The organism is Roseburia sp. AF02-12 (assembly GCF_003461765.1).
In the GTDB taxonomy this organism is placed as follows: domain Bacteria; phylum Bacillota; class Clostridia; order Lachnospirales; family Lachnospiraceae; genus Roseburia_C; species Roseburia_C amylophila.
On sequence record NZ_QTXS01000002.1, the window covers coordinates 14,085 to 37,793 of the forward strand.

Here is a 23,709-nt window from a genome sequence, read left to right on the forward strand (position 1 = left end):
AGATTTATATAAATGAAAAGGAAGGAGTTATAATGGGCGTTATAAGAAACAAAAAGGCCTTTCTGGCATTTTTACTTCCAGGATTATTGTTCTATATTTTGGCAGTATTTTATCCAATAGAAGAGTCTATTCGATTAAGTTTTATGAAATGGGGAGGAATAGGAAAAAAGCAGTTTGTCGGATTGGAAAATTATGTGACTATGTTTCACGACGAAGTTTTTTATAAGGCATTTTTTAACAATCTGATTTACCTTGTTATTGTAGTTTCCATGCAATTATTAATTGGACTGTTTTTTGCAATATTGCTGACATATATGACAAAGCATGTGACACTGGTTAAAACGTTGTATTATGTACCATGTATTATTACAACAGTTGCTATCACACAGCTTTTTAGAAGTATGTACTCAACAGAGCCTATGGGATTATTGAATCAGATATTACAAAAAGTAGGTTTAGGTGGAATGGTAACGTCCTGGCTTGCGAAAGTAAGTACTGTATTACCAGCTGTATCCATACCGGAAGGATGGAGATTTACTGGAATGTATATGGTTATATTTTATGCTGCACTGGTTTCATTAGATCCTTCTGTATATGAAGCTGCCAAAATAGATGGCGCTTCTGAAATGCAGATATTATTTAAAATTAAAATGCCATTGATAAAAGATATTATACTTCTGACTTTGACGATGTGTTTGACAGGAGCATTAAGAGGATTTGATATTCCATTTTTATTGACAAGTGGTGGACCGGGAAATGCCAGCGAATTAATGTCTACATATATGTATAAAAAGGCGTTTTCAAGTAACCAGTATGGTTATGGCAGTACTTTAGCGGTGTTTATTATTATTGAAAGTATTTTAGTTGTTTATATTTTAAGAAAAATTTTTACTTCAAAGGAACAAAAAGAAGAAAAAAGAATTGAAAAAGAACGCATCAGAAGGAATAGGAGGGGAAATCATTGAAGAAAAAAATAATAAAAATAATATTTGCAGTATTGATTATTCTCTTCTTAATCATTCAGATATATCCGGTCATATGGTTGTTTGTTGCAAGTGTGAAACCAACCGTAGAGTTGTCAGCAGCTCCATTTGCATTTCCAAAGAGTATTACGCTGGAAAATTTTTCTAAGGTTTTATCAGATGGTAAAATCGGTATGTATATGTGGAATAGTTTAAAGGTGACCGTTATTTCGCTGATTCTGATTGTAGTATTAAGTTCTACTGCAGGATATGCATTGTCAAAATTTAAAGTAAGAGGAACAAAAACAATTTATTCTTTCTTTACATTTGGAATTATGGTTCCAGTACAGATTACATTAATACCATTATTTATTTTTTATAGTAAACTAGGTATTTTAAATACAAGTTTTTCTTTAATATTACCACAGGTAGGATTTGCATTACCTTTATCAGTTATGATGTTTGTAAGTTTTTACGAATTTGTTCCGAATGAATTGATAGAGGCAGCGGTTGTTGATGGGTGTTCACCGCTTCGGACTTTTATTCAGATTGTGTTCCCATTAGCAAGAAATACCGTTATTACAATTGCTTCCATGTATAGTATTCTGATTTGGAATGACTTTATTTTTGCAAATACATTTATTAGTGATACTTCAGCCAAGACAGTGGCAATGGGATTAAAAGATTATGTCGGAGCATTTGGAAATGTGGACTGGGGTTCAACATTTGCTGCAATAGCAATTTCAATTCTTCCTCCACTGGTAATCTATTTTGCATTAAATAAATGGGTAACAGCTGGAATGACTATGGGTGCAACGAAAGGATAAGGTATAAAATGGATAAAAATATGATTATGCTGCCAGGAACAGCAGCAATGCTTCCCTATCTGACACATGGAAAAAGCAGGGCGATTAATGCTGAAAACAGGACAGGAGAAAAGGGAAAGGGAGGTATGGCAGCCAGCGTTCTCGGAAAATCAAGAAAAGGCAGTCCGTGTTTGAATGATATCCAGCCGGGAGAGACGGTTGTTTTAGGAGAAATAGATGGTCCGGGAATTATTCATCATATATGGATAACAACGGATAATAAAACGTCAGAAGGAGATTGCTTTGTTCTTAGGGACCTGGTTCTCAGAATGTATTGGGACGGCGAGGAAAATCCATCAGTAGAAGTACCGTTAGGGGATTTTTTCTGTTGTGGATTTGGAAAAGAGTGTTATATTAATTCCAGTCTTATAACAGTTGTCCCATCCAGAGGGTTAAATTCTTATATTCAGATGCCATTTAAAAAGAGAGCAGTTATTACATTAGAAAATCAGCATGCAAATGCAATTCCGGCTTTTTTTTATCAGATTGATTATAATTTATACAATTATCTGCCAGAAGAAACGGAATATTTTCACGCAAGCTGGAGAAGAGAAGCTCTTACCGAGCTGGGAAAAGATTATGTTATTGCAGATGGAATAAAAGGTAGTGGTCATTATATCGGTACATATATAGCATTGTCTACACTTCAAAGATATTGGTGGGGTGAAGGAGAAGTAAAGTTTTATATTGATGGAGATGAACAATATCCAACAATCTGTGGAACCGGAATGGAAGATTATTTTGGAGGTTCCTGGAGTTTTGCCAAACATGAAGACGGAAAAACGATAGAACAGACATATACAACTCCTTTTCTTGGATATCCATATTATTCAAGGCATGATGATCTGGTAAATAATTTATATCATAATGATGATTGTCCACCAATGCGCGGTTTTTATCGCTGGCATGTCATGGATCCGGTGTTTTTTGATGAGGAGCTTAAGGTTACTGTGCAACAGATTGGTGTTGGACATAAAGGTTTATTTGAACGTCAGGATGATTTGTCAAGTGTTGCATACTGGTATCAGAAGGAACCACATAATGTTTTTTCAAAGCTTCCTGAGAAAGAAAAAAGATGGCCAAGATAGAAAAGGGAGCAGAAAGGTCAATTGATGTCAAAGGAAAAAATGCTTCAGGAAATTGAACGGGCACAAATAGTAATTAATCAGAATAAAGAAAAAGTTTCACAGGGAAAAATGAGGCAGAAATACCACTTTATGGCAGAAACGGGATGGATTAATGATCCAAACGGATTGATATATTTCAAAGGAAAGTATCATTTTTTCTATCAGTATAATCCATATCAGAGTTTTTGGGAAAATATGCACTGGGGACATGCTGTCAGTGATGATTTGATTCATTGGGAGTATCTTCCGGTTGCATTAGCACCAAGTGAACCTTATGAAGATCATTTGAAGGGTGGATGTTTTTCCGGAAGTGCAATTGAATTTGACGGAAAGCTATATTTAATATACACAGCAGCAACGAATCATGGAAATGGATTTGTCCAGACACAGTGTGTTGCTTATAGTGAAGATGGTATTCATTTTGAAAAATATGAAAAAAATCCAGTTTTAACAGCACCGGAAGGGATTTCGCCAGATTCTTTCCGGGATCCCAAGGTATGGAAACACGAAGACAGCTATTATATGGTATGCGGAGCTTCAAAAAATCAAAAAGGACAGGCGTTATTGTATCGCTCAGAAGATTTGATACATTGGGCATTTATAAATGTATTAGCAGAAAGCAGGGGAGAATGGGGAACCATGTGGGAATGTCCTGATTTCTTTCGTATAGGAAACCGGTATGTTTTAACTTTTTCACCTATCGATGCAGGAGAGAGGACTTGTGTGTATTTAACCGGTTCGTTTGATTATGATACCGGCAGGTTTGATTATGATGTTTCAGGAGAAATTGATTGGGGTTTTGATTATTATGCACCACAATCATTTCAGGCACCTGATGGAAGAAGAATTATGGTTGCATGGGCAAATGAATGGGAATGGATGCCGTTTTTTAAAGACTGGGGACCGACTTACAGGGAAGACTGGTGCGGATTCTTTAATTTTCCGCGCGAAGTTAATATGACCAAAAGTGGAAGATTGAGTTTTGTTCCGATACGGGAGTTAAAAAAATGTAGAAAAAAAACTGGTAAATATGTTCAGGACAAGTTGGTGATTTGTGATTCGCAACAAGAGTTAAAATCAGATGATGGAATAGCATTTGAACTGAAATTTAATATAAATTTACGAGCGAGCAATGCACAGCAATTACTTGTAAAATTAAGATGCGATGAAATAAATCAAACAGTTTGTATATTTGATTTGAAGAATGGAGAATTAAAAGTAAATCGTAATAAGGCAGATGGATGGAGTAAAGGGATATCACACAGTATACTCTTTTTAAAAGAAAAAGATGTATTAGATGTTCATATTTTATCTGATCAAAGTTCCTTAGAATTATTTACTGATAATTATCAAAATAATCATTCTATGAATGTATTTGCGGGAAATGAACAAAATAAAATATATTTTCAGGCAGTGGAAGGAAGTGTTGTGCTGGAAAATGTAGAAGTGTATGGAATTGAACCGTGAAAAAATGAATTTCATTTCATGGTATGATGATATAGAAGAAAAGGAAGTGATAAACCAGTTCGGAAAAGAACTGGTTTCATTTCTATAAAAACAAAAGGAAGAAATATAGGAGGAATCGTAATATGAAAAAGAGCTTTGATGTTATTGCATTGGGAGAATTATTAATTGATTTTACGATGAATGGACAGAGTGAACAGGGGAATGATTTGTTTGAAGCATGTCCTGGTGGAGCGCCATGTAATGTTCTGGCAATGTTAAATGAAATGGGAAAGAAAACAGCATTTATTGGCAAAGTTGGAAAAGACCAGTTTGGAAAATTGCTTCGAAATACGTTAAATGATATTGGAATTGATACCTCCAATCTTTTTACAGACAGTACTGTAAATACAACACTTGCATTTGTACATACATTTCCGGATGGTGACCGTAAGTTCTCTTTTTATCGTAATCCGGGTGCTGATATGATGCTGACAGAAGATGAAATTAATACAACATTTATTTCCCAGGCAAAAATTTTCCATTTTGGAACGTTATCTATGACACAGGATAGTGTAAGAGCTGCAACAAAGAAAGCGGTTAAAGCGGCAAAGGAGAGTGGAGCACTCATTTCATTTGATCCAAATTTAAGGGAACCTTTGTGGAGTTCATTAGAATTAGCCAAAGAACAGATGAATTATGGATTTAGTCAATGTGATATATTGAAAATCTCTGATAATGAGATTCAGTTTGTTACTGGAAAAGAAGATTATGATGAGGGAATCAGATGCCTTCAGGAAAAATATCAGATACCACTCATTCTCTTAACAATGGGAAAAGAAGGAAGCCGCGCTTATTATAAGGGAATGCGTGTGGAATGTAGTGGATTTTCTGTAAAGACAATCGAGACAACAGGCGCAGGAGATACGTTTATGGGAAGTGTGCTGAATTATCTTCTGGAACATGATTTTAATAATTTGACAGAAAAGCAGTTGGAGGAACTTTTAAAGCTGGCAAATGCAGCGGCAGCTATAGTGACAACCAGAAAAGGTGTTATCCGTGCAATACCAAAAAAGAGTGAAATAGAAGAACTGCTTCAAAGGAATATGTTATAATTTATAAAAAGATTTGGACAATAAAAAGAGCTGTGGCACAGTTGAGGTTTGGGTCGGTCAGCTCTTTTTTTGTAACCTTTTTCCATCCCCATTTGTATATATAGTGAAAGGCCTTTTAAACAGAAAAGAAATATGAGGGATCACTCATGAGAATAGCAACTGAGGTATTAGCGGAAAAGTATAAAGACCATTTATTTGCAGCGGCTTTCAATATCTGTAAAAATGCAGCAGATGCCGATGATGTGGTGCAGGATACTTTTCTTCAATATCATACAACCAACAGACAATTTGAAAATGAGCAGCATATCAGAGCATGGCTCATTCGGGTGGCAATCAATAAAGCAAAGAATATCAATCTTTCTTTCTGGCGGCAGAAAGGTGTGCCGTTAGAAGAATATATGGAGACACTGACATTTGAGACACCAGAAGCCCAGACACTGTTTACAGAAGTCATGAAGCTTCCAGAGAAGTATCGAATCGTCATACATTTATTTTATTATGAGGATTACACCATCCGGGAAATCGCGAAGATTATGAATGTGACAGAAAGCAACGTGAAGGTCAGGTTGACGCGTGGTCGCAGACTGCTCAGAAATGTATTAAAGGAGGAATGGGAAAATGACAGATAAAGAAAGATATAAACAGGCTTTTTCTTCTTTGCATGCCTCCGGACATATTTCTTTGGAGGTCAATATGAATCATAATAGAAAATTTCATCCAACACGTAAATTAATCGCAGCAAGTGCCTGCGCCGTATTGTTGTTAGGCGGCAGCAGTGCCTATGCAGCGTATCATTTCCTAAGTCCGTCACAGATTGCGGATGAAGTAGCGGACAATGGAGCATTGAGCCGGGCATTTGCCGGAGAGGATGCGGTAAGCGTCAATGAGACGCAGCAGAGCAATGGCTATGATATTACCTTATTAGGACTGGTGTCCGGAGAAAAATTAGAGCTTTGTGTACCACAGGAAACTCGGGAAAATGTCAGCAAATCACATACTTATGCAGCTGTTGCAATTGCAAAAAGTGACGGAACGGATATGGAAGACCGCAATTTCTTTGTGGCACCGTTAATCAATGGCGTGTCTTTTTTGGATGCCAATGCAGCAACCATGGATGAGACACTTACCTGGTTCTGTAAAGACGGCGTTCTTTATGAGCTGATAGAATGTGATGATTTGGAAATATTTGCAGACCGTGGCGTACAGTTGGGAATCGTGGACAGCTTCGGGAGCGAAACGGCTGCATTTCGAATGGACAATGAAAGTGGCTCTTACCGTAAAGTGGAAGACTATGCTGGCACAATTGCACTTTTTACCCTGCCATTAGATACCACTAAGGCAGATCCGGCGGCAGCGGAGGAGTACCTTAAGAAGCTTGAAGAAGCTGCGGCAGGAGCTGAGACAGCAGATACGGAAGGAACTGCCGGCAGAGCAGAAGTTAGCATAATCACCGGAACAGAAAGTAAAGCTGCAGCAGGCTATATGAATCAGCAGGTCAGAGATTTCGTGGATGGAATTACAGCAGATAATTTATCGGATTATTTTGAAATCGTAAAGGATTATCCGGTATTTTCTGCTACACCGGACGAAAATGGCTGGGTAGATTTTGGAACACAGTATATTGAAAAAGAAGATTATGTTGCAAATGGCGGAAGCGGCGAAGTTTCCAACTGGCTTGCAGAGGATGAATATTTTAGCGTCAATGCAATTACCATGTCAGGAAACGATGGAAAAGAAGATGCTTCCACACTTCGGATTTCCGTTGTTTTCCGCAATGAAGACGGAAGTCTTACAGAAGCATTGTATCAGATAAAACCGGACTGCGTCGATTTGATAAAGTAAATTTAGTAAAGATATGACATAAAAGAGGTTGTTACACTGGATAGATTTTTTACCAAAATCCGGCTGTGGCAGCCTCTTATAAAATGCATTTTCTTATGATAAGATTATGGCAAAAGTGAGAAATCAGTTAAGAAAAAAGGAAGAGATAATATGAAAAAGCAGTAGCATTTGCGGAAAAATATGGCATTGCAAAGGTCTATGATTCCATAGATGAAGTTTTTTTTATATATGAATCTTGCAGGCGGGGCAATGCTTGACATTGGCGTATATGCACTTTCTATTGTAAGAAGCTTCATGGATAAAAAGCCGGAAGAGGTTGTGAGTCAGAGAAAGGTATCACCAACTGGTTCAGATGAGCAGGCAACCATCTTATTAAAAAATGATTCAGACCAGATGGCAGCAGTTGCGCTTTCCATGCATTCCAAGCAGCCGAAGCGGGCAATGATAAGCTGCGAAAAGGTGTTTTTATAGCTTTCAGGTATTTATAAAAAACATTCATGGTTACAGGTTAAGGAAATCGTAAGAATCCGGGCATTGACGTAATACATGATATTGATTAAGATGGAATAAGATGAGAAGTAAGGAAGTTAAAGAAAATGGAAGCTTATAGTAAAGATACTTATTTCATGAATATATTAAAGCAGGTTGAGGCAGAAACCAGAATTTTGCAGTCCAGGGAGCATATTCAGCATGGAACCACCACGGTATACGAGCATTGCGTTCAGGTGGCATATGAAAGTTACCTTTTTGCAAAAGAACATCAGCTTCAGGTAGAAATGGAGCAGCTGATCCGGGGAGCATTGCTTCACGATTATTTCTTATATGACTGGCATAACCAGCTGACGCCGCATCATCTGCATGGATTTTTCCATCCGGGTGTAGCACTGCAGAATGCCAGCATGGATGTGGAATTAACTCCGATAGAGCATGACATTATCAAGAAGCATATGTTTCCGCTGACGCTGGTGCCGCCGAAATACTTGGAAAGCTGGATTGTCTGCTGGATTGACAAGAGATGTTCTACCAGAGAGACCTTACAGCGCAGATGCAGGGAGGAAGTATGTTAGTACAGGTAAGAGAATTTATGGGCACATGCGGAAATGTGTTCCTGCATTTTCTGGTAGCTGGCAGAATTTATTTCCTGTGGTTTGTGATTTACAGTGCAGCAGGATGGCTTTATGAATCTGCCATTTGCTCCCGGATAAAATATCATAAATTTATCAACCGTGGCTACTTAAGAGGTCCGTGGATTCCGATTTATGGAGCGGGAGCAGTGCTTAATTACTGGCTCATTGGCTGGATTGGAAATGTGCCGGCAATCTTTGTGGCAGCCATGTTTACCTCCGGCGTAGTAGAGTATATTACTTCTTATGCGATGGAGTGTATGTTCCACAAACGTTGGTGGGATTATACCAGATACAGATATAATCTGAACGGGAGAATCTGTCTTTATGGCTGCATCATATTCGGAATCGGAAACGTGATACTGCTCCGCTTCGTTCATCCGGTAATCATGCAGCTTACCGCAGCAATTCCGGAGCTGGTGCTCACCAGAGTGGTACTTTTCCTATATATTCTCTTTGTAGTTGATGTGGTTTATACGACCGTACATATGGAAACCGTCCGTGCAAGAATGGAAAAGCTGGCACGGCAGATGCGGGACCGGAAAGAATGTTACCTTTATATGGCAGGGGAGCAGAAGGAGTACTGTAAAATTTACTTCGAAGAGAAGAAGGAGCGCTGTAGCAGTTTTGTGGAAGAACGGAAAGAACTGTGTGTTCAATATGTGGAGAAAGTGAAAGACCGGTTCCGGGGGTAGAAGCCTTCGGTACCGGTTTTACGGTACCGGTTTTATAAATATTTTACTTGTTTTCTTCAAGGGCATTTGTTACAATCAACACAAAGCATATATTCTGATTTTCGAGTGGCAAAAGCCAATCTAAATTTCTGGTATCAATTCAATGAATTCTATGCTTTTAAATTCTAATTACAATTTACGAACGCATAGTGCATTGGATAGGTGGAATTTCAGAATCGGAAATGAGATTATGATAACAGTACCTGACAAATAAGTTTGAACGATATGAAAATTCGTTCTTACGAAAAGCCAAGTATATCATCCTGCTTTTCCTTGCACTATGGGAAAAGGAGGAAACATGAAAACTTTAGAAGAACTGAATCTGGTGGATGACTTTCTGGTAAACAGCCTGACCAGCCACAAAATTTACGGGGAACAGTCGGCGAGGTACATTTTGGAATGCATTCTGCGTCGGCAGATAGGAAAGCTTACAGTAGTGCCGCAGCGCTTCTTCTGTGGAGAGAATACAGAGACTCACGGCATTCGGCTGGATGTGTATCTGGATGAAGAGAACGGAGAAATCTTTGATATAGAACCAGACCAGAATGATGGAAAAGAAGAAATCGTATCACTGCCCCGAAGAGTTCGGTTTTACCATGCGAAGATTGACGCAGGAAATCTGACAGCAGGGGATACCTATGGGAGTCTTCGGAATGTCATCGTAATCTTTATTACAACTTATGATCCCTTTGGATTGAATCGTATGGTGTATACAATCAAAAATGGATGTATCGAAGTACCGGAATTAGAATATGAGGATGGCGCACAGACGATATTCTTGTATACAAGGGGAAGGGAAGGAAACCCGCCGGAGGAATTAAAACAGCTACTGCATTACATGGAGCATTCATCCATAGAGAATGCTCCATCTGAAAACTTGAAAAAGTTACATCGGATGGTAACGGCAGTTAAGCGGGATGGAGAGGTAGGTCTTGCATATATGAAGAGTTTTGAGAGAGAAGAGCGGATTCGAAAACAAGGCGAAGCAGAAGGAAGAAAAGCCGGACTGGAAGAAGGTAAGAAAGCTGGGTTGGAAGAAGGTAAGAAAGCTGGTTTAGAAGAAGGCTTGCAGGAGGGAAAAGAAGTAGAAATCATAAAGCTCGGTAGTAAATTTGGAAAATCAGATGCCGAAATCCTGGCATTGCTGCAGGAAGAATTACAGATAACGGAAGAGCAGGCAAAACAGGTATTAGAAAAGTATGGAAAGACTTTGGATTTATAAAGCGATAAGATTCAGAAAGAAATAGAGTTATAGGACAAAAAAGAGTTGTACCGGAATGTCCATCAGGACAAATCGGTACAACTCTTTTGGCTTATTTTTATAGATTATTTCATTACAATTTTACAGAATTTCTTCTTTCCACGTTTCAGAACAAATTCTTCTGCATTTTTGATATCATCTGGAGTATATGTGGTCTTGATGTCGGTTACTTTTTCGCCGTTGATGGTAACACCACCCTGCTCTACGGCACGACGTGCCTCGGAACGGGAAGCACAAAGTCCGGCAGAAACAAGAAGTCCCATGATATCGATAACGCCATCGCGAAGGTCTGCCTCTGTAATTTCAGCAGCAGGCATATCTGCATGATTGCCGCCGGAGAATAATGCTCTTGCACTCTCCTGTGCTTTTTTGGCTTCCTCTTCGCCGTGAACTAGATTGGTCAGTTCGTAAGCTAAGATTTCTTTTGCCTGGTTCAACTGGCTGCCTTCCCATTTATCCATTTCGTCAATCTGCTCTAACGGCAGGAAGGTTAACATACGCAGACATTTTAATACATCTGCATCGGAAACATTTCTCCAGTACTGATAGAAGTCAAATGGAGAAGTCTTATTCGGGTCAAGCCATACAGCACCGGACTGTGTTTTACCCATTTTCTTACCTTCGGAATTCAGAAGAAGGTTGATGGTCATCGCGTAAGCATCTTTTCCAAGTTTACGACGAATCAGCTCGGTTCCGCCTAACATGTTGCTCCACTGGTCATCGCCACCAAACTGCATATTACAGCCATATTTCTGGTATAAGGTATAGAAGTCGTAGCTCTGCATAATCATGTAGTTAAACTCTAAGAAGCTTAAGCCCTTTTCCATACGCTGTTTGTAGCATTCTGCAGTAAGCATACGGTTTACAGAAAAATGAGCACCAACTTCACGCAGTACTTCAATGTAATTTAAGTCCATGAGCCAGTCAGCGTTATTTACCATAAGAGCTTTGTTATCGGAGAAATCAATAAAGCGGCTCATCTGTTTCTTAAAGCAGTCACAGTTGTGCTGAATGGTTTCTGGTGTCATCATCTGGCGCATGTCGGTACGTCCGGATGGGTCTCCGACCATGGCAGTTCCGCCACCAATCAGGGCGATTGGTTTGTTGCCAGCCATCTGGAGACGTTTCATTAAGCAAAGTGCCATGAAATGTCCGACATGAAGGCTGTCTGCAGTTGGGTCAAATCCAATATAAAAAGTAGCTTTTCCATTGTTGATGAGCTCTCTAATCTCGGCTTCATCAGTTACCTGGGCAATCAATCCACGGGCAACTAATTCGTCATATAAAGTCATAATAAAAATCCTTTCTGAAAATGTATTTTTTAAAATTCCGGGAAATATTTTTATCCTGTTTCCCGCATAAAAAAGCCCCCGTCCTATGAAAGGACGAGGGCGAAGTCTCGTGTTACCACCTTTTTTCACAGATTATTCGCATAACCTGCCTCAGTAAGTGTCCGTCACCGACAGGACTGCCATCTGCAGTGCCTTAAGGATATCTGGCAACTTACGCATCGATAACGTGTGCTAATCCGTCGCAGCCTACTCATTCAAATTTCCACAAACCATTTATTTGTAAAGTTTAATTTTGATTTGACAAATATTGAATATTTGGTGCGAAGCTCCGGGATGTATTCATAACAAGCTGCCCCTGTACCTCTCAGCAACCGGTGACTCTCTGTAGGTTTCCTTTGCTATTACTTGTTCCCATCAAAGCCTGTAACTGCCTTAATTATCCCCATTATAGGGGGTAACTTAAAATTTGTCAAACATAAGATTTTAAAAGCCGGATTTAAAAATTTGTTATTTATTGTTTAACAAATCTTAAGGAAATGTAAATTGACAAATTGCTTTAATTGTGTAATTGTATTAATGGAGTAATACACAAAAAGAAAATTGAAGATAAAAGGAAAGTTCATTCGTTTTAGTAAACAGAGATACAGGAGGTTAGGAAAATGAAGAAAATTACATTTACAGTACCTTGTTATAATTCACAGGATTATATGAAACGTTGCATAGATTCTCTTCTGGTATGCAAAGAGGAAGGGGAAATTATCATTGTAGATGACGGCTCTACCGACAGAACCGGAGAGATTGCCGACGAGTATGCAAAGGAATATCCGGATATTGTGAAAGTCATACATAAAGAAAACGGTGGACATGGTTCCGGCGTAAATGCAGGACTTGAGGCAGCTTCAGGGACTTATTTTAAAGTAGTGGATTCTGATGACTGGCTGGATGAGGAAAGCTTAAAGGAGCTTCTTTCAGAACTTCGGGAATGGGAGTGGCAGGAAAAAGAAGTGGATCTGGTAGTCTGCAATTATGTCTATGACCACCTTTATGAGAATAAGACAAAGCCAATGCGCTATACCAATGTATTTCCGGAGAAGAAGCTTTGTACCTGGAATGACATGGGCAATTTTAAGCCGTCCCAGTACCTTGTGATGCATGCGTTGCTTTACCGCACCCAGATATTGCGGGACTGCAGGCTGCAATTGCCGAAGCATACTTTTTATGTGGATAACATATTTGCATATAAACCATTGCCTTATGTGAAAAATATCTGTTATCTGAATCTGGATTTGTATCATTATTTCCTGGGAAGAGATGACCAGTCCGTGAATGAAAAGGTCTTAATGAAGCGGATTGACCAGCAGATTAAGGTGACCAAACTGGTGTCAGACTGCGTGAACCTTGGTGAGATATCAAAAACTTATCCGAAGCTGGCAGCCTATATGACAAGAAATATCTCTATCATGATGGCAATTTCTTCCATCCATCTGCTGCTGATTGGAGATAAGGAAGCTTATGCGAAACGGGAGAATCTTTGGGAGCATATAAAGGCACTGCATCCAAAGCTTTATAGCATTTTAAAATACCGGAGATTAAGCGGATTTACTTATCTGCCGGGGGGTGTGGCAGGCGGTTTTGTAACCCTGACCGGCTATCGCCTGGCACGGAAAATGTACCAGTTCCAGTAAGAAACAGCAGAAATCGTATAAGAGGATAAGAAAATGGAAAAATTATACATCGGATTAGTAGATACTCCGGGGCTGTTTGCGTGGATGATCCGCAAAGCCATCCGGCAGGATTACATACATGTGGTGCTTGGCATGGACGAGATGCTGGATGAGTGCTACAGTGTGGGAAGAAGATTTCCTTCAATACCGCTTCTGGCGGGCTTCGAGCGGGAAGAAAAGGAGAAAATCATGCGGGCATTTCCAACGGCGCGTTATATGATATTTGCCATAGACTGCACGGAGGAGCAGAAGGAAAATATCAGAAAGCAGCTGAAAAAATGCTATGAAAACCGCTACAAATATCATTACTGCATCGCAGGGCTGCCTTTTATTTTATTGCAGAAGGAATTCTTCCGGGAGAAACGCTATACCTGTTCCTCCTTTATTGCCCGTGTGCTAGAGGAGAATGGATTAAAGCTTTTTTCGAAGCATTTTTCATTGGTAACTCCAAAAGATTTTTATGAATTAGAGCAGAAAGAGGTCATCTATGAAGGAGAACTTAAGCAGCTCATCCGTATGGAGCAGTATCGGACAGAAATTGCATAAGAATAAAAAGAATCTCATCAGTGTCCTGCTGTTTCTCTTACTGGCGGCACTGACTTTCTCTGCTATCTGTAAGGGAAATGATATGACAGAGGTTGCAAAGGCAGTAAGAAAAATGGATGCGTGGTATCTCTTTGGGGCCATGGGTCTGGGGATTTTCTTCGTATCGGCAGAAGGGCTGATGATCTGCTATCTTCTGCGGGCACTGGGAAATCCCGTTGCAGCAGGCAGGTGTATCAAATATTCCTTTATCGGATTTTTCTATTCGGGAATCACACCGTCCGCTACAGGCGGACAGCCGATGCAGCTCTATCATATGAAAAAGGATGGGTTAAAAATATCGGAAAGTACTGTGGTCTTAATGACGGTAGCAGTGCTTTACAAATTTGTGCTGGTGGTGATTGGACTTTTCATGCTGCTGTTTGGCTATCATCCGCTAAAGAATTATCTGGGAAGCTATATGTGGCTTTTTTATCTGGGACTTCTGTTAAATACAGTGCTGGTGATTTTTCTTTTAATCGTGATGTTCGGGCCAAAGCTGTTTCACAATATTGTGACAGGAGTAGAGCGGTTCTGCGTGCGGATTCATCTGCTGAAGTATTCGGAGGAGCGAATCGGGAAACTCTCCGGCTTTGTGGAAAAATACCGTGAGACCGTGCAGTTTTTTGCCGGACATAAGGGAAAAATCGTGGCGGCCACATTATTCACTGTGCTGCAAAGATGCAGTGTATTTTTCCTGACTTATCTTGTATATCTTGGCTTTCATTTAAAAGGCACAGATGTGCTTACAGTCATGATGCTCCAGGCATCCGTCTATATCGCCGTGGACATGCTGCCACTGCCGGGAGCACAGGGAATTACGGAGCTGATGTATAAGAGCATTTTCGCGGGAGTATTTCCGGGCACTTATCTTACAGCATCCATGTGTGTATCCCGTGGAATAAATTTCTACTTTTTGTTGATAACTTCCGCAATTCTTACGGTGATAGTATATATCTTCGAGCAAAAATGCAGTAGAAAGAAACCCGCAGAAACAGCCGAATACAATTGACTTTGAGAAAATTCCCTCATATAATAAAAGTATCAGTTTTATAAGGAGGATATAAATATGGCATGTTTTTTAGTTCCGGCAACGGAAGCTGCGGTTACCACAATTGCAGAGCATGTAGTAAAGGGGAAAGAGGAACGCATAAATAAAGAGGAAGTTACCTTAAGTGAGAGCAGTAAGACACCATTTTCTCATAAATTAAAATGGTTAAACCATATGCTTTGGGGCGGTTCTGCGCTGCTGGCATTTGAACATATCTGGCATGGCGAAGTGACACCATGGTTCCCATTTTTAACAGCAGCAGGAAATCCGGAGGATGCGATGGCAATGCTCCATGAGATGGCAACAACTGGTGTTGCCATGGCAGTACTTGTTACGGCTGTGTGGGCTGGTATGGTAGCAGTATCCAATGTCATCGAGAAACGTCCGGTTATCGGAACAGGTAAGGAGATACAGTAATGACTTTACTTACAGCAGCCATTGCGGCAGTGATTGTAACTTTGGTATGGTATTTTAAGGACGGCACCAACGAGATGCGAATAGGAACCTTAAGTCTTATGTACTGGGGCGCCACACTGATGTGGCTGGTAGATGCGGTAGTTGAGTACATAGAATTAAAGGCGGCGTATTTTACACCGGAACCGGTGGACATGCTGAATGATTTCTTTCTTGGAATATCCGTAGTGGTCTTGGGATTAATCATCTGGCTGATAATGTTTTTAATCAAAGATCCAAAGGGCGTGCTGCAGAAGCGGTTACAGAGAAAATAGAAATATTAATAGTCCCTTTTTTAAAGGTATATTCGAACAGCAAGAGTTTGCAATAGCTGACTCTTGCTGTTTTACTGTGCAGTGCAATTCTTGCACTTTAACTTATCTTCCGGTCAAGTGTTTTAAATTCCCTGTTTTAAAAAATTCCCGGGTAAATGAAAAACCTACACTTTCGGGTAGTTTACAGGCAGGTTATTCGTAATTATTATAAAAACAGATAAAAAGTGTTGAATCGTGTCGGAGGGGAATGCATGAAAAACCGGGATATGACCATGTATGGAAATTATGTGCATGACCGGAAGGAACAGCTAAAGGACTGGGTAAAATGCTTCTATGGAGACAGTTCCCTTGGAATTGCAGAAATAACTTATGCAGAAGTATGCTATCAGAGAGATGAATGTTTTGAAGCAATTACTACATTAGTTGGAATTATTCCATTTATAGAAAAAGAAGGCGAAATTGCTGTTCTGTTTATTGCTTTGAGCCTTCAGATGCGGATTATGATAGCAACCGGACAGATAGCGGTGGTATATCCGATTCTGGAAGAGATATATCAGAGGCTTCATAAGGAACAGAGTAGATGGCTTTTAGAGAATTTCGGAGCAATGAAAGCCTGGGGACTGTTGTATGATGGTGATGTGGATACAGTAACGGAATGGATGGAAAATGAGGCGCCCAGCGAATTTGGAGAACTGAATATGCTGGATACCTATAAATATATGATAAAGATGCGGGCATATATTCTGGAAGAAAAATATCTGGCAATGCTTTCGCTGGCAGAGTATTTGAGGGAGCCGCTGCGAAAGGGTGACCGCGTCATGGATTTATGTGAAATGAATCTTTTGTGTGCAGTCAGCTATTTCTTAAGTGACCGGAAAGAGTATGCATTTCAGCTTTTGGATGAGCTGCTTCCGATTGTAAAAGAAAGACGATTTGACCGGCTGATAGCAGATGAGCGTTCTAATCAGGAAATTGCTTTCCTGTAAAGTAAAAAACGCTCCGCGAGGATGCGCACTGCGGCGTATAAGGTAGATGTCGCAGGCGACCGCCGCAGGCGCGGGAATGTGCCAAGGCACATTTTTTGTTATAACATTCAGTTGAATTTATATAAAAAATGTGATACGTTTACTGAAGAGGTGTTAAACAAAGGTAATTATTTACTTTGGGAGCAGAAAATAAAGTGAGGAAGCGTATGACAGTAAAAGAAATTGCAAAGCTGGCGAATGTATCACCGGCAACCGTATCCAATGTACTGAATCACCGGAATAATGTGGGGGAAGAGACAAGACAGCGGATCTTAGAGATTTGCAAGGAAAATGGCTATGATATTAACAAGGGGAAAAATAAGAAGCCGGCAGAAGATACCAATACCATTCTTTTTAATTTCAGTGATTATGAGCGTAACTTTTATCTGAAAATCATTCATGGAATCAGCGATTATGTGTATTCCAGAGGATATGATTTAATGATATGTACCAATAAATCCTGTGAAAAATTTATGGACCCGGCATTGACTTGCGGAACCATCATGCTGGATATGAAATGTAAGAATTCCACTTTAATCCAGAAGGCAAATGAAGGTTATCCCATTGTGGCACTGGACCGGATTATGGATGTGCCGAATATTAAGAGCGTGGTAGTCAATAACTATGCGCCAATGGCAGAGCTGGTGCAGGGGCTGGTGGATAAAGGCTATCGCCGCTTTGGATATATTGCAGGAATAGATACGCTGGATAACCAGGAACGTTATCGGGCATTAAAAGATGTATTGCAGAAAAATGGAATTACATTCAGCCGGGAAAATTATTTCTTGGGAGATTATTATGAAAAGAGCGGTTATCAGTCAGCAAGACTGATGCTTTTATCAGATAATATTCCGGAAGTGTTAGTCTGTGCGAATGACAATATGGCAATCGGAGCAATGAAGGCACTGCGGCAGGAAGGTCTTAAGATTCCGGATGATATAGCAGTAACCGGATTCGATGGAACCGAGATGTCAGAACTGATGGGACTTACCACGGTAGATATCCCGGATTATGAGAGAGGCTATCTGGCGGCCCAGTTTCTGCTTCAGAATATTGCGGGAAGCTGCAGTTTTGACACCTTTAAGATTGCCGCGAAGGTTCACTGGAGAAAGACCACACGATAGAAAATAAGATAAAAAATAGGACATGGAAGAATCTTCTGGTACAGAGGGTTCTTCTTTTTTTCGCGAGTAGCGAGAAATTCGCAAAGCGTGTTTCGTGTAGTTTGTGAGAGTAGCGAAAATTTACTATAATAATATTGCTTGTTTTACTAAAAAAAGGTAAATATTTACTAAATTTACTAAAAACAAGTCTTGAAACGGTCGTTTTGCACAACAAAACCATGTAAAAACAGTGAAAAAGGTAGAAAGATAACGAAGAGGATTGACGAATTAGTAAAATTTATGTAAAGTATAGTTATCAAAAACAAAGCAACACAAGGAGGGTACAAAATGAAGAAGAGAAAAATCGTATCATTAGTATTGGCAACAGTTTTAGGTGCTTCCATGGTATTAGGAGGATGCGGTTCTAAGGGAGGATCTGATGCTTCCAATACAGAGGGCGCAAGCGGAGAGAGTAAAGGAAAGATTACCATCTTCCAGCAGAAAACAGAGATTTATGATCAGTTGAAAGAACTTGCTAAAGACTATGAAAAAGAGACCGGTGTAGAAGTAGAAGTCTGGCAGATTTCCGGAGATGATTATTACCAGAACTTAAAGACTTATATGTCAAGTGAATCCGGTCCTACCGTATTTTCACTTTCTTCCAGCACAGAGATTGCGGAAATGTCCGCTTACTTAGAGGATTTAAGTGATTTGAGTTTCTTAGACAAGATTAATGATGACCTTATTGCAAAGAGCGATGATAAGACAGTCGGTGTTCCGATGACAGCAGAAGGCTTCGGACTGGTTTATAACAAAAACTTAATCAGTGAAGACCAGATTAATACAACCGATGCATTGGTTCAGACTATCAAAGATGCAGCAGCCGATGGGGAGACAGGACTTGGACTTTCACAGGAAGCGTACTTCTTAATCGGACAGATTTTAAATACTCCATTCGCATTACAGGATGATCCGGCACAGTTCTGTCAGGATGTATACGATGGAAAGGTAAACATCGCTGACGTAAAAGAGTTCCAGGAACTTGGACAGATTTTCGAAGCAATCAAAGAGAACCAGAAGAATCCACTGGAAGTATCTTATGATGACAACTGTGGTGACTTTGCAACCGGTAAAACAGAAATGATTCATCAGGGTAACTGGTGCTACTCCCTATTTTCATCCTATGATGTAGACTTTGATATGGGAATTGCTCCATTACCAATCGCAGGCAACAAATCCATCGCAGTCGGTATTCCATCTGTATGGTGTGTAAATACAGACGCAAGTGACAGTGACAAACAGTTAGCAAAAGATTTCTTAAACTGGTTATATACAAGTGAAACAGGAGCTGATTACCTTACCAACAAATTTGGATTCATTCCGGTAGTAGATGGTATGGAAGCTGATAACTTAGACCCATTATCACAGGCAGTATCTGATGCAATCGCAGAAGGCAACATCATTCCTTGGACATTCAATGAGGAGTGGCCTGCAGGTATCATCACAACTTACCTGGTACAGAACGCAGAGGAATACTTCTCCTCGGATATGACAACCGATGAATTCTTAAGAGCATTAAATGATTCATTCGTAACAGCAGCAAATGAGTAAACATTAATTGCAGGTGTTGCCTTTGGCAGCACCTGTTCACTTTAGAAAAGGAATGAGGGACAAAGATGAAGATAAAAAAAGGCTGGTATGCATTATTTACCGCTCCATTGATGATTATGTTTTGCATTATAGTAATCATTCCGTTTTTCACGGGAATGGGTTATTCCCTTGTATCCTGGGATGGACTGGCAAAAAGTGAAAAGGTATTTGTAGGATTGTCCAACTATGCAAAGATTTTTTCGGATAAACAATTTCTGACATCATTAGTAAGAACAACATTATTTACATTAATTACTGTAGTAATTGTCAATGTACTGGCACTGGCATTTGCAGTATTGGTAACAACCAAACTGAAGGTGCGTAATGTGGCAAGAACCATGTTATTCTTACCATACCTGATTGGTGGATTGATTTTAGGTTATATCTGGCAGTACGTTCTTGGAGACGCAATGAGTACAATCGGAGATATGACCGGATTAACAAACATATTTTTTAACTGGCTTGTAAATAAGAAAATGGCTTTCTGTGCCATGATTGTAGTATCTACATGGCAGATGGCAGGATATATGATGATTGTATATATCGCAGGATTAGAAGCAATTTCCGATGATGTAATCGAAGCTGCAGAGGTTGACGGGGCAGGCTTCTGGAGAACTTTAATCAACATTAAGCTTCCGCTGATTATGTCATCCATTACAATATGTCTGTTCTTAACATTATCCAACTGTTTCAAGATTTATGATGTAAACGTTTCACTGACAGGCGGTGGACCAAACAACTCAACAGAAATGGTGTCCATGAATATTTTTAATGAAATCTTTACCAAGAGCCATTTCGGATATGGACAGGCAAAAGCAATCGTATTCTTTGTCATCATTGCATTGATTACATTAATTCAGGTTAAGATTACTGGCGATAAGGAGGTGTCAGCATAATGAAGAGAAAACCAGTTGGAAAAATAATCGTAAATATTCTGGTAATATTGTTGTGCTGCGTATGGTTGGTTCCGGTATATATGGTAATCGTAAATGCCTTCAAGAGCCGTGCAGAATTATATGAAAATATCTTCGCCTTTCCAAAACATTTTACACTGGAATATTTCCAGGGCGCTTTAAAGAAAATGGATTTTTTAATGGCATTTAAGAATTCCATCATCGTAACAGTAATTGCAGTAGGAATTATCGTATTACTGAGTGCTATGACAGCGTGGATGTTTGTCCGCTCTAATAATAAATTAAGTAAATTCTTATACGGACTTCTGATTCTTACCATGCTGATTCCGTTCCAGACCATTATGATGCCATTGATGCAGGAAATGAATCAGTTTGGGAAATTCTTCGGTATTCCGTTTAAAGATTCCTTAGGTGGATTAATCTTTATGTATGTAGGCTTTGGCGCCGGCATGGGTGTGTTCTTATTCCATGGATTTATCAAATCCTCCGTTCCGGTATCCTTAGAGGAAGCCGCAATTATTGATGGATGTAATACCTGGCAGCTATTCTGGAGAATTGTATTCCCAATTTTAAAATCCATTACCGTAACTGTAATTATTCTGGATGTTATCTGGATCTGGAACGACTACTTATTACCATCACTGACACTGACCAGTATCAAAAATAAGACCATTCCGCTGGCAATGTCACTGTTCTTTGGACAGTATACCATCGAGTGGAATATGGCAATGGCGGCACTGACATTTACCATTATTCCGGTTATCATTTTCTATCTGCTTTGCCAGAAACATATTATCAAAGGTGTAGCAGCCGGTGCAGTAAAGGGTTAAAGAGAGGGAGCGTATATGAGTAAAATTTATCAGGTAACAGGAATTGGATTAAATGAGAAGAGCCTGCAGCTGCAGGAAACAATTTTTCATAATGCCAATGGCTATATCGGAGTACGCGGCACCCTGGAAGAAGGCGTTCCAGCAGATTTCGACACCATGCGGGGCATGTATATTAATGGCTTTTATGATATTGCACCTATGAAGCAGGCAGAAAAACTTTGCAATCTCGTGGAAGACAAAGAGAGTATGTTAAATGTGGCAGATACCCAGACCATAGAGGTGTCCTTTGACGGGCAGAAATTTTCCATGGCGGATGACGCAGACTGCCGTTATGTAAGAACGCTGGATATGGAAAAAGGAATTACCAGACGTGAAGTAGACTGGAGCAACAAGGAAGGAAAGCAGCTTCATTTTAATATTACAAGAATGGCTTCCTTTGAAGAACGTTCCCTTTTTACCATTGATTATTGCTTCCAGTCCATTGATTTTTCCGGAACAGTAGAAATACATTCCAGACATTTAGGACTGGTCAGAAATTATTTTAATCCAAATGACCCAAGACTGGCAGGGGAAAGCCACAATCATTTGAAAAAAGAAGATGTTCACATATGCGAATCCGGTGCATGTCTCGTAAGTTCTACCATAGAGAGCCATCTTAAGGTGGCAAGTGCAGTGGCAAACATAGTCACTGTTAACCAGAAGCGCCAGCCATCAGAAGTAGTAACCTATGATGAGACCGCACATGCAATGGACGTAAGCTACCGCTTTGATATACGGCCGGGAGATGAAGTAAGAATCATAAAATACAGTATTTTTACAGATTCTATCCGGGAAGAGGATTGCAGAAAAGCCGCAGACGAGAAGCTTTCCAAAGTAGTGGAGCAGGGAATTGCTTCTTATTATAAAAAACAGCAGGAATATTTAAAAGAGTTCTGGAACAACTCTTCCATGGAAATCGTGGGAGACAGAGACTTAAATGAATCCCTCTGCTTTAATATGTATCAGCTTCTGCAGTCAGCCGGTTACGACGGATATTCCAGCATTGCGGCGAAAGGCTTAAGTGGTGAAGGCTACGAAGGACATTATTTCTGGGATACGGAAATGTTTATGGTACCGTATTTTGCCATGACCAATCCGGCAATCGCTAGAAAGCTTTTGGAATACCGCTATAAGACATTGGGAAAAGCCAAAGAAAATGCGGCTTTATTAGGACATAAAAAAGGTGCACTCTATCCATGGCGTACCATTACCGGCAAAGAATGTTCCGGTTATTTCCCATCCGGAACAGCCCAGTATCATATTGATGGAGATATTGCATACGCAGTTATTTTATATTATAAGACCAGCGGTGACTGGGAATTCATCAAGGAAATGGGTTTAAAGATTCTCTTAGAGACCAACCGGCTGTGGCTTGATGTAGGAAACTACTATAAAGACCGCTTTGTAATCAATGATGTAACCGGACCGGATGAATATACCTGTATTGTAAACAACAATTATTATACCAATGCCAGCGCAAAATACAGCATGCAGTGGTTTTTGAAATTTGCAAAACGGCTGGCAGAAGAAAAAGAAGCTTATCAGGAATTTTGTAAAGAAAATGACCTGACAGAGCAGGAAATCGAGGCAATGGAAGAAGCGCAGGAGAAAATGTATCTTCCATATGATGAGACATTTGGAATCAATCCGCAGGACGATTCTTTCTTGGAGAAACCGGTGTGGGATTTAGAGCATACACCACAGGAAGAGTTCCCGCTGTTACTGCATTACCATCCATTGCATTTATACCGCTATCAGGTATGCAAACAGGCAGATACTGTACTGGCACACTATCTCTTCCCGGATTATCAGGACAGAGAAACGGAAGAAAAATCATTCCTGTATTATGAGAAAATTACAACCCATGATTCCTCTCTTTCTACCTGTGTATTCAGTATTATGGCATCCAGACTTGGTCTTAAGGACAAGGCATATTACTATTTTGGCGATTCAGCCAAGATGGATTTATTAAATACACACAAGAATAGCCAAGATGGAATCCATGCAGCCAATATGGGCGGCAGCTATATGGCAATTGTCAATGGATTTGCCGGATTACGGGCAGAAGAAGAGACACTTTTCTTAGCACCATCCATACCGGAAAAGTGGCAGGGATATCATTTCCGTGTCCGTTATCATGGAAGCCTGTTAGAGATATGCGTAAATAAAGAAACCTGCAGTGTAGAACTGTTAGAAGGCGAAGCGGTTTCACTTTGCATCTATGGACAGGAGTATACGGTGGATGCAGGCAGCCGGAAGGCAGAAGTATCTTATCAGGAGAATTAGTAAAGAATAGA

23 protein-coding genes are annotated in these 23,709 nt (G+C 39.9%); 22 read left to right on the forward strand and 1 reads right to left on the reverse strand.

From position 1 onward, the window contains the following. The first annotated feature begins 32 nt into the window (after nt 1-32). The 11 genes from DV740_RS09575 (at nt 33) to DV740_RS09625 (ending at nt 10,435) form a co-directional block, all read left to right on the forward strand. The gene (locus tag DV740_RS09575; protein ID WP_117842185.1) at nt 33-965 is read left to right on the forward strand and encodes a carbohydrate ABC transporter permease; all 933 of its coding nucleotides are present in this window, start codon (nt 33-35) and stop codon (nt 963-965) included. Continuing rightward, on the forward strand, nt 962-1,789 hold the full coding sequence (locus DV740_RS09580) for a carbohydrate ABC transporter permease (RefSeq protein ID WP_022242530.1): 828 nt from the start codon (nt 962-964) through the stop codon (nt 1,787-1,789). The genes DV740_RS09575 and DV740_RS09580 overlap by 4 nt, the downstream gene beginning before the upstream one ends. A 20-nt stretch (nt 1,790-1,809) precedes the next feature. Beyond that, the gene (locus DV740_RS09585) at nt 1,810-2,916 is read left to right on the forward strand and encodes a glycoside hydrolase family 172 protein (protein WP_118057761.1); all 1,107 of its coding nucleotides are present in this window, start codon (nt 1,810-1,812) and stop codon (nt 2,914-2,916) included. A gap of 39 nt (nt 2,917-2,955) precedes the next feature. Continuing rightward, nucleotides 2,956-4,422, forward strand: coding sequence for a glycoside hydrolase family 32 protein (locus DV740_RS09590; protein ID WP_330415648.1), 1,467 nt, complete (start codon nt 2,956-2,958; stop codon nt 4,420-4,422). A 122-nt stretch (nt 4,423-4,544) separates the two neighbouring features. Beyond that, nucleotides 4,545-5,513, forward strand: a complete 969-nt coding sequence (locus DV740_RS09595) for a PfkB family carbohydrate kinase (protein ID WP_117699239.1) — start codon at nt 4,545-4,547, stop codon at nt 5,511-5,513. Between the two features lie 146 nt (nt 5,514-5,659). After that, entirely contained in the window at nt 5,660-6,142 is a 483-nt protein-coding gene (locus DV740_RS09600; RefSeq protein WP_118057735.1) for an RNA polymerase sigma factor, read from the forward strand. Beyond that, entirely contained in the window at nt 6,132-7,355 is a 1,224-nt protein-coding gene (locus DV740_RS09605; protein ID WP_118087987.1) for a hypothetical protein, read from the forward strand. Before DV740_RS09600 ends, DV740_RS09605 begins: the two co-directional genes overlap by 11 nt. A 210-nt stretch (nt 7,356-7,565) precedes the next feature. Then, on the forward strand, nt 7,566-7,826 hold the full coding sequence (locus tag DV740_RS09610) for a Gfo/Idh/MocA family protein (protein ID WP_330415621.1): 261 nt from the start codon (nt 7,566-7,568) through the stop codon (nt 7,824-7,826). A gap of 125 nt (nt 7,827-7,951) precedes the next feature. Continuing rightward, the gene (locus tag DV740_RS09615) at nt 7,952-8,422 is read left to right on the forward strand and encodes a phosphohydrolase (protein ID WP_118057737.1); all 471 of its coding nucleotides are present in this window, start codon (nt 7,952-7,954) and stop codon (nt 8,420-8,422) included. After that, nucleotides 8,416-9,174: a putative ABC transporter permease gene (locus DV740_RS09620; protein ID WP_158561552.1), complete on the forward strand. Its 759-nt coding sequence runs from the start codon at nt 8,416-8,418 to the stop codon at nt 9,172-9,174. Before DV740_RS09615 ends, DV740_RS09620 begins: the two co-directional genes overlap by 7 nt. Before the next feature lie 337 nt (nt 9,175-9,511). Further along, entirely contained in the window at nt 9,512-10,435 is a 924-nt protein-coding gene (locus DV740_RS09625; RefSeq protein ID WP_118057739.1) for an Rpn family recombination-promoting nuclease/putative transposase, read from the forward strand. A gap of 104 nt (nt 10,436-10,539) precedes the next feature. Here the strand turns inward: DV740_RS09625 and tyrS are convergent, their stop codons facing one another. After that, complete coding sequence (gene tyrS, locus DV740_RS09630; RefSeq protein WP_118057740.1) at nt 10,540-11,766, reverse strand: tyrosine--tRNA ligase; 1,227 nt, start codon at nt 11,764-11,766, stop codon at nt 10,540-10,542. A 659-nt stretch (nt 11,767-12,425) separates the two neighbouring features. Here tyrS and DV740_RS09635 point away from each other — a divergent pair. The 11 genes from DV740_RS09635 to DV740_RS09685 all read left to right on the forward strand — a co-directional run bounded on the left by DV740_RS09635 (nt 12,426) and on the right by DV740_RS09685 (nt 23,698). Then, nucleotides 12,426-13,451: a glycosyltransferase family 2 protein gene (locus DV740_RS09635; RefSeq protein ID WP_118057741.1), complete on the forward strand. Its 1,026-nt coding sequence runs from the start codon at nt 12,426-12,428 to the stop codon at nt 13,449-13,451. Between the two features lie 33 nt (nt 13,452-13,484). After that, a complete protein-coding gene (locus tag DV740_RS09640) occupies nt 13,485-14,036 on the forward strand; it encodes a hypothetical protein (protein ID WP_117947264.1) in 552 nt (183 codons plus the stop codon). Further along, a complete protein-coding gene (locus tag DV740_RS09645) occupies nt 13,978-15,084 on the forward strand; it encodes a lysylphosphatidylglycerol synthase transmembrane domain-containing protein (RefSeq protein ID WP_118057742.1) in 1,107 nt (368 codons plus the stop codon). Before DV740_RS09640 ends, DV740_RS09645 begins: the two co-directional genes overlap by 59 nt. A 57-nt stretch (nt 15,085-15,141) precedes the next feature. Then, complete coding sequence (locus tag DV740_RS09650) at nt 15,142-15,540, forward strand: hypothetical protein (RefSeq protein ID WP_118057743.1); 399 nt, start codon at nt 15,142-15,144, stop codon at nt 15,538-15,540. Continuing rightward, entirely contained in the window at nt 15,540-15,851 is a 312-nt protein-coding gene (locus DV740_RS09655; RefSeq protein ID WP_118057744.1) for a hypothetical protein, read from the forward strand. Before DV740_RS09650 ends, DV740_RS09655 begins: the two co-directional genes overlap by 1 nt. Before the next feature lie 251 nt (nt 15,852-16,102). Beyond that, a complete protein-coding gene (locus DV740_RS09660; protein ID WP_118057745.1) occupies nt 16,103-16,837 on the forward strand; it encodes a hypothetical protein in 735 nt (244 codons plus the stop codon). A 206-nt stretch (nt 16,838-17,043) separates the two neighbouring features. After that, entirely contained in the window at nt 17,044-18,000 is a 957-nt protein-coding gene (locus tag DV740_RS09665; protein ID WP_118057746.1) for a LacI family DNA-binding transcriptional regulator, read from the forward strand. 327 nt (nt 18,001-18,327) lie between these two features. Next, complete coding sequence (locus DV740_RS09670) at nt 18,328-19,590, forward strand: ABC transporter substrate-binding protein (RefSeq protein ID WP_118057747.1); 1,263 nt, start codon at nt 18,328-18,330, stop codon at nt 19,588-19,590. A gap of 65 nt (nt 19,591-19,655) precedes the next feature. Continuing rightward, nucleotides 19,656-20,525, forward strand: a complete 870-nt coding sequence (locus tag DV740_RS09675; protein WP_022242549.1) for a carbohydrate ABC transporter permease — start codon at nt 19,656-19,658, stop codon at nt 20,523-20,525. Then, nucleotides 20,525-21,373, forward strand: a complete 849-nt coding sequence (locus DV740_RS09680) for a carbohydrate ABC transporter permease (RefSeq protein ID WP_022242550.1) — start codon at nt 20,525-20,527, stop codon at nt 21,371-21,373. The genes DV740_RS09675 and DV740_RS09680 overlap by 1 nt, the downstream gene beginning before the upstream one ends. A 15-nt stretch (nt 21,374-21,388) precedes the next feature. Next, nucleotides 21,389-23,698, forward strand: coding sequence for a glycoside hydrolase family 65 protein (locus tag DV740_RS09685; protein ID WP_118057748.1), 2,310 nt, complete (start codon nt 21,389-21,391; stop codon nt 23,696-23,698). Nucleotides 23,699-23,709: the final 11 nt, after the last annotated feature.

Coding starts and splice junctions, on each gene's coding strand:
- tyrS (WP_118057740.1), bottom strand. CDS start 11,766: ATGACTTTATATGACGAATTAGTTGCCCGTGGATTGATTGCCCAGGTA.
- DV740_RS09645 (WP_118057742.1), top strand. CDS start 13,978: ATGAAGGAGAACTTAAGCAGCTCATCCGTATGGAGCAGTATCGGACAG.
- DV740_RS09640 (WP_117947264.1), top strand. CDS start 13,485: ATGGAAAAATTATACATCGGATTAGTAGATACTCCGGGGCTGTTTGCG.
- DV740_RS09675 (WP_022242549.1), top strand. CDS start 19,656: ATGAAGATAAAAAAAGGCTGGTATGCATTATTTACCGCTCCATTGATG.
- DV740_RS09685 (WP_118057748.1), top strand. CDS start 21,389: ATGAGTAAAATTTATCAGGTAACAGGAATTGGATTAAATGAGAAGAGC.
- DV740_RS09680 (WP_022242550.1), top strand. CDS start 20,525: ATGAAGAGAAAACCAGTTGGAAAAATAATCGTAAATATTCTGGTAATA.
- DV740_RS09635 (WP_118057741.1), top strand. CDS start 12,426: ATGAAGAAAATTACATTTACAGTACCTTGTTATAATTCACAGGATTAT.
- DV740_RS09655 (WP_118057744.1), top strand. CDS start 15,540: ATGACTTTACTTACAGCAGCCATTGCGGCAGTGATTGTAACTTTGGTA.
- DV740_RS09600 (WP_118057735.1), top strand. CDS start 5,660: ATGAGAATAGCAACTGAGGTATTAGCGGAAAAGTATAAAGACCATTTA.
- DV740_RS09670 (WP_118057747.1), top strand. CDS start 18,328: ATGAAGAAGAGAAAAATCGTATCATTAGTATTGGCAACAGTTTTAGGT.
- DV740_RS09660 (WP_118057745.1), top strand. CDS start 16,103: ATGAAAAACCGGGATATGACCATGTATGGAAATTATGTGCATGACCGG.
- DV740_RS09590 (WP_330415648.1), top strand. CDS start 2,956: ATGCTTCAGGAAATTGAACGGGCACAAATAGTAATTAATCAGAATAAA.
- DV740_RS09610 (WP_330415621.1), top strand. CDS start 7,566: ATGAAGTTTTTTTTATATATGAATCTTGCAGGCGGGGCAATGCTTGAC.
- DV740_RS09595 (WP_117699239.1), top strand. CDS start 4,545: ATGAAAAAGAGCTTTGATGTTATTGCATTGGGAGAATTATTAATTGAT.
- DV740_RS09575 (WP_117842185.1), top strand. CDS start 33: ATGGGCGTTATAAGAAACAAAAAGGCCTTTCTGGCATTTTTACTTCCA.
- DV740_RS09625 (WP_118057739.1), top strand. CDS start 9,512: ATGAAAACTTTAGAAGAACTGAATCTGGTGGATGACTTTCTGGTAAAC.
- DV740_RS09665 (WP_118057746.1), top strand. CDS start 17,044: ATGACAGTAAAAGAAATTGCAAAGCTGGCGAATGTATCACCGGCAACC.
- DV740_RS09650 (WP_118057743.1), top strand. CDS start 15,142: ATGGCATGTTTTTTAGTTCCGGCAACGGAAGCTGCGGTTACCACAATT.
- DV740_RS09585 (WP_118057761.1), top strand. CDS start 1,810: ATGATTATGCTGCCAGGAACAGCAGCAATGCTTCCCTATCTGACACAT.
- DV740_RS09620 (WP_158561552.1), top strand. CDS start 8,416: ATGTTAGTACAGGTAAGAGAATTTATGGGCACATGCGGAAATGTGTTC.
- DV740_RS09605 (WP_118087987.1), top strand. CDS start 6,132: ATGACAGATAAAGAAAGATATAAACAGGCTTTTTCTTCTTTGCATGCC.
- DV740_RS09615 (WP_118057737.1), top strand. CDS start 7,952: ATGGAAGCTTATAGTAAAGATACTTATTTCATGAATATATTAAAGCAG.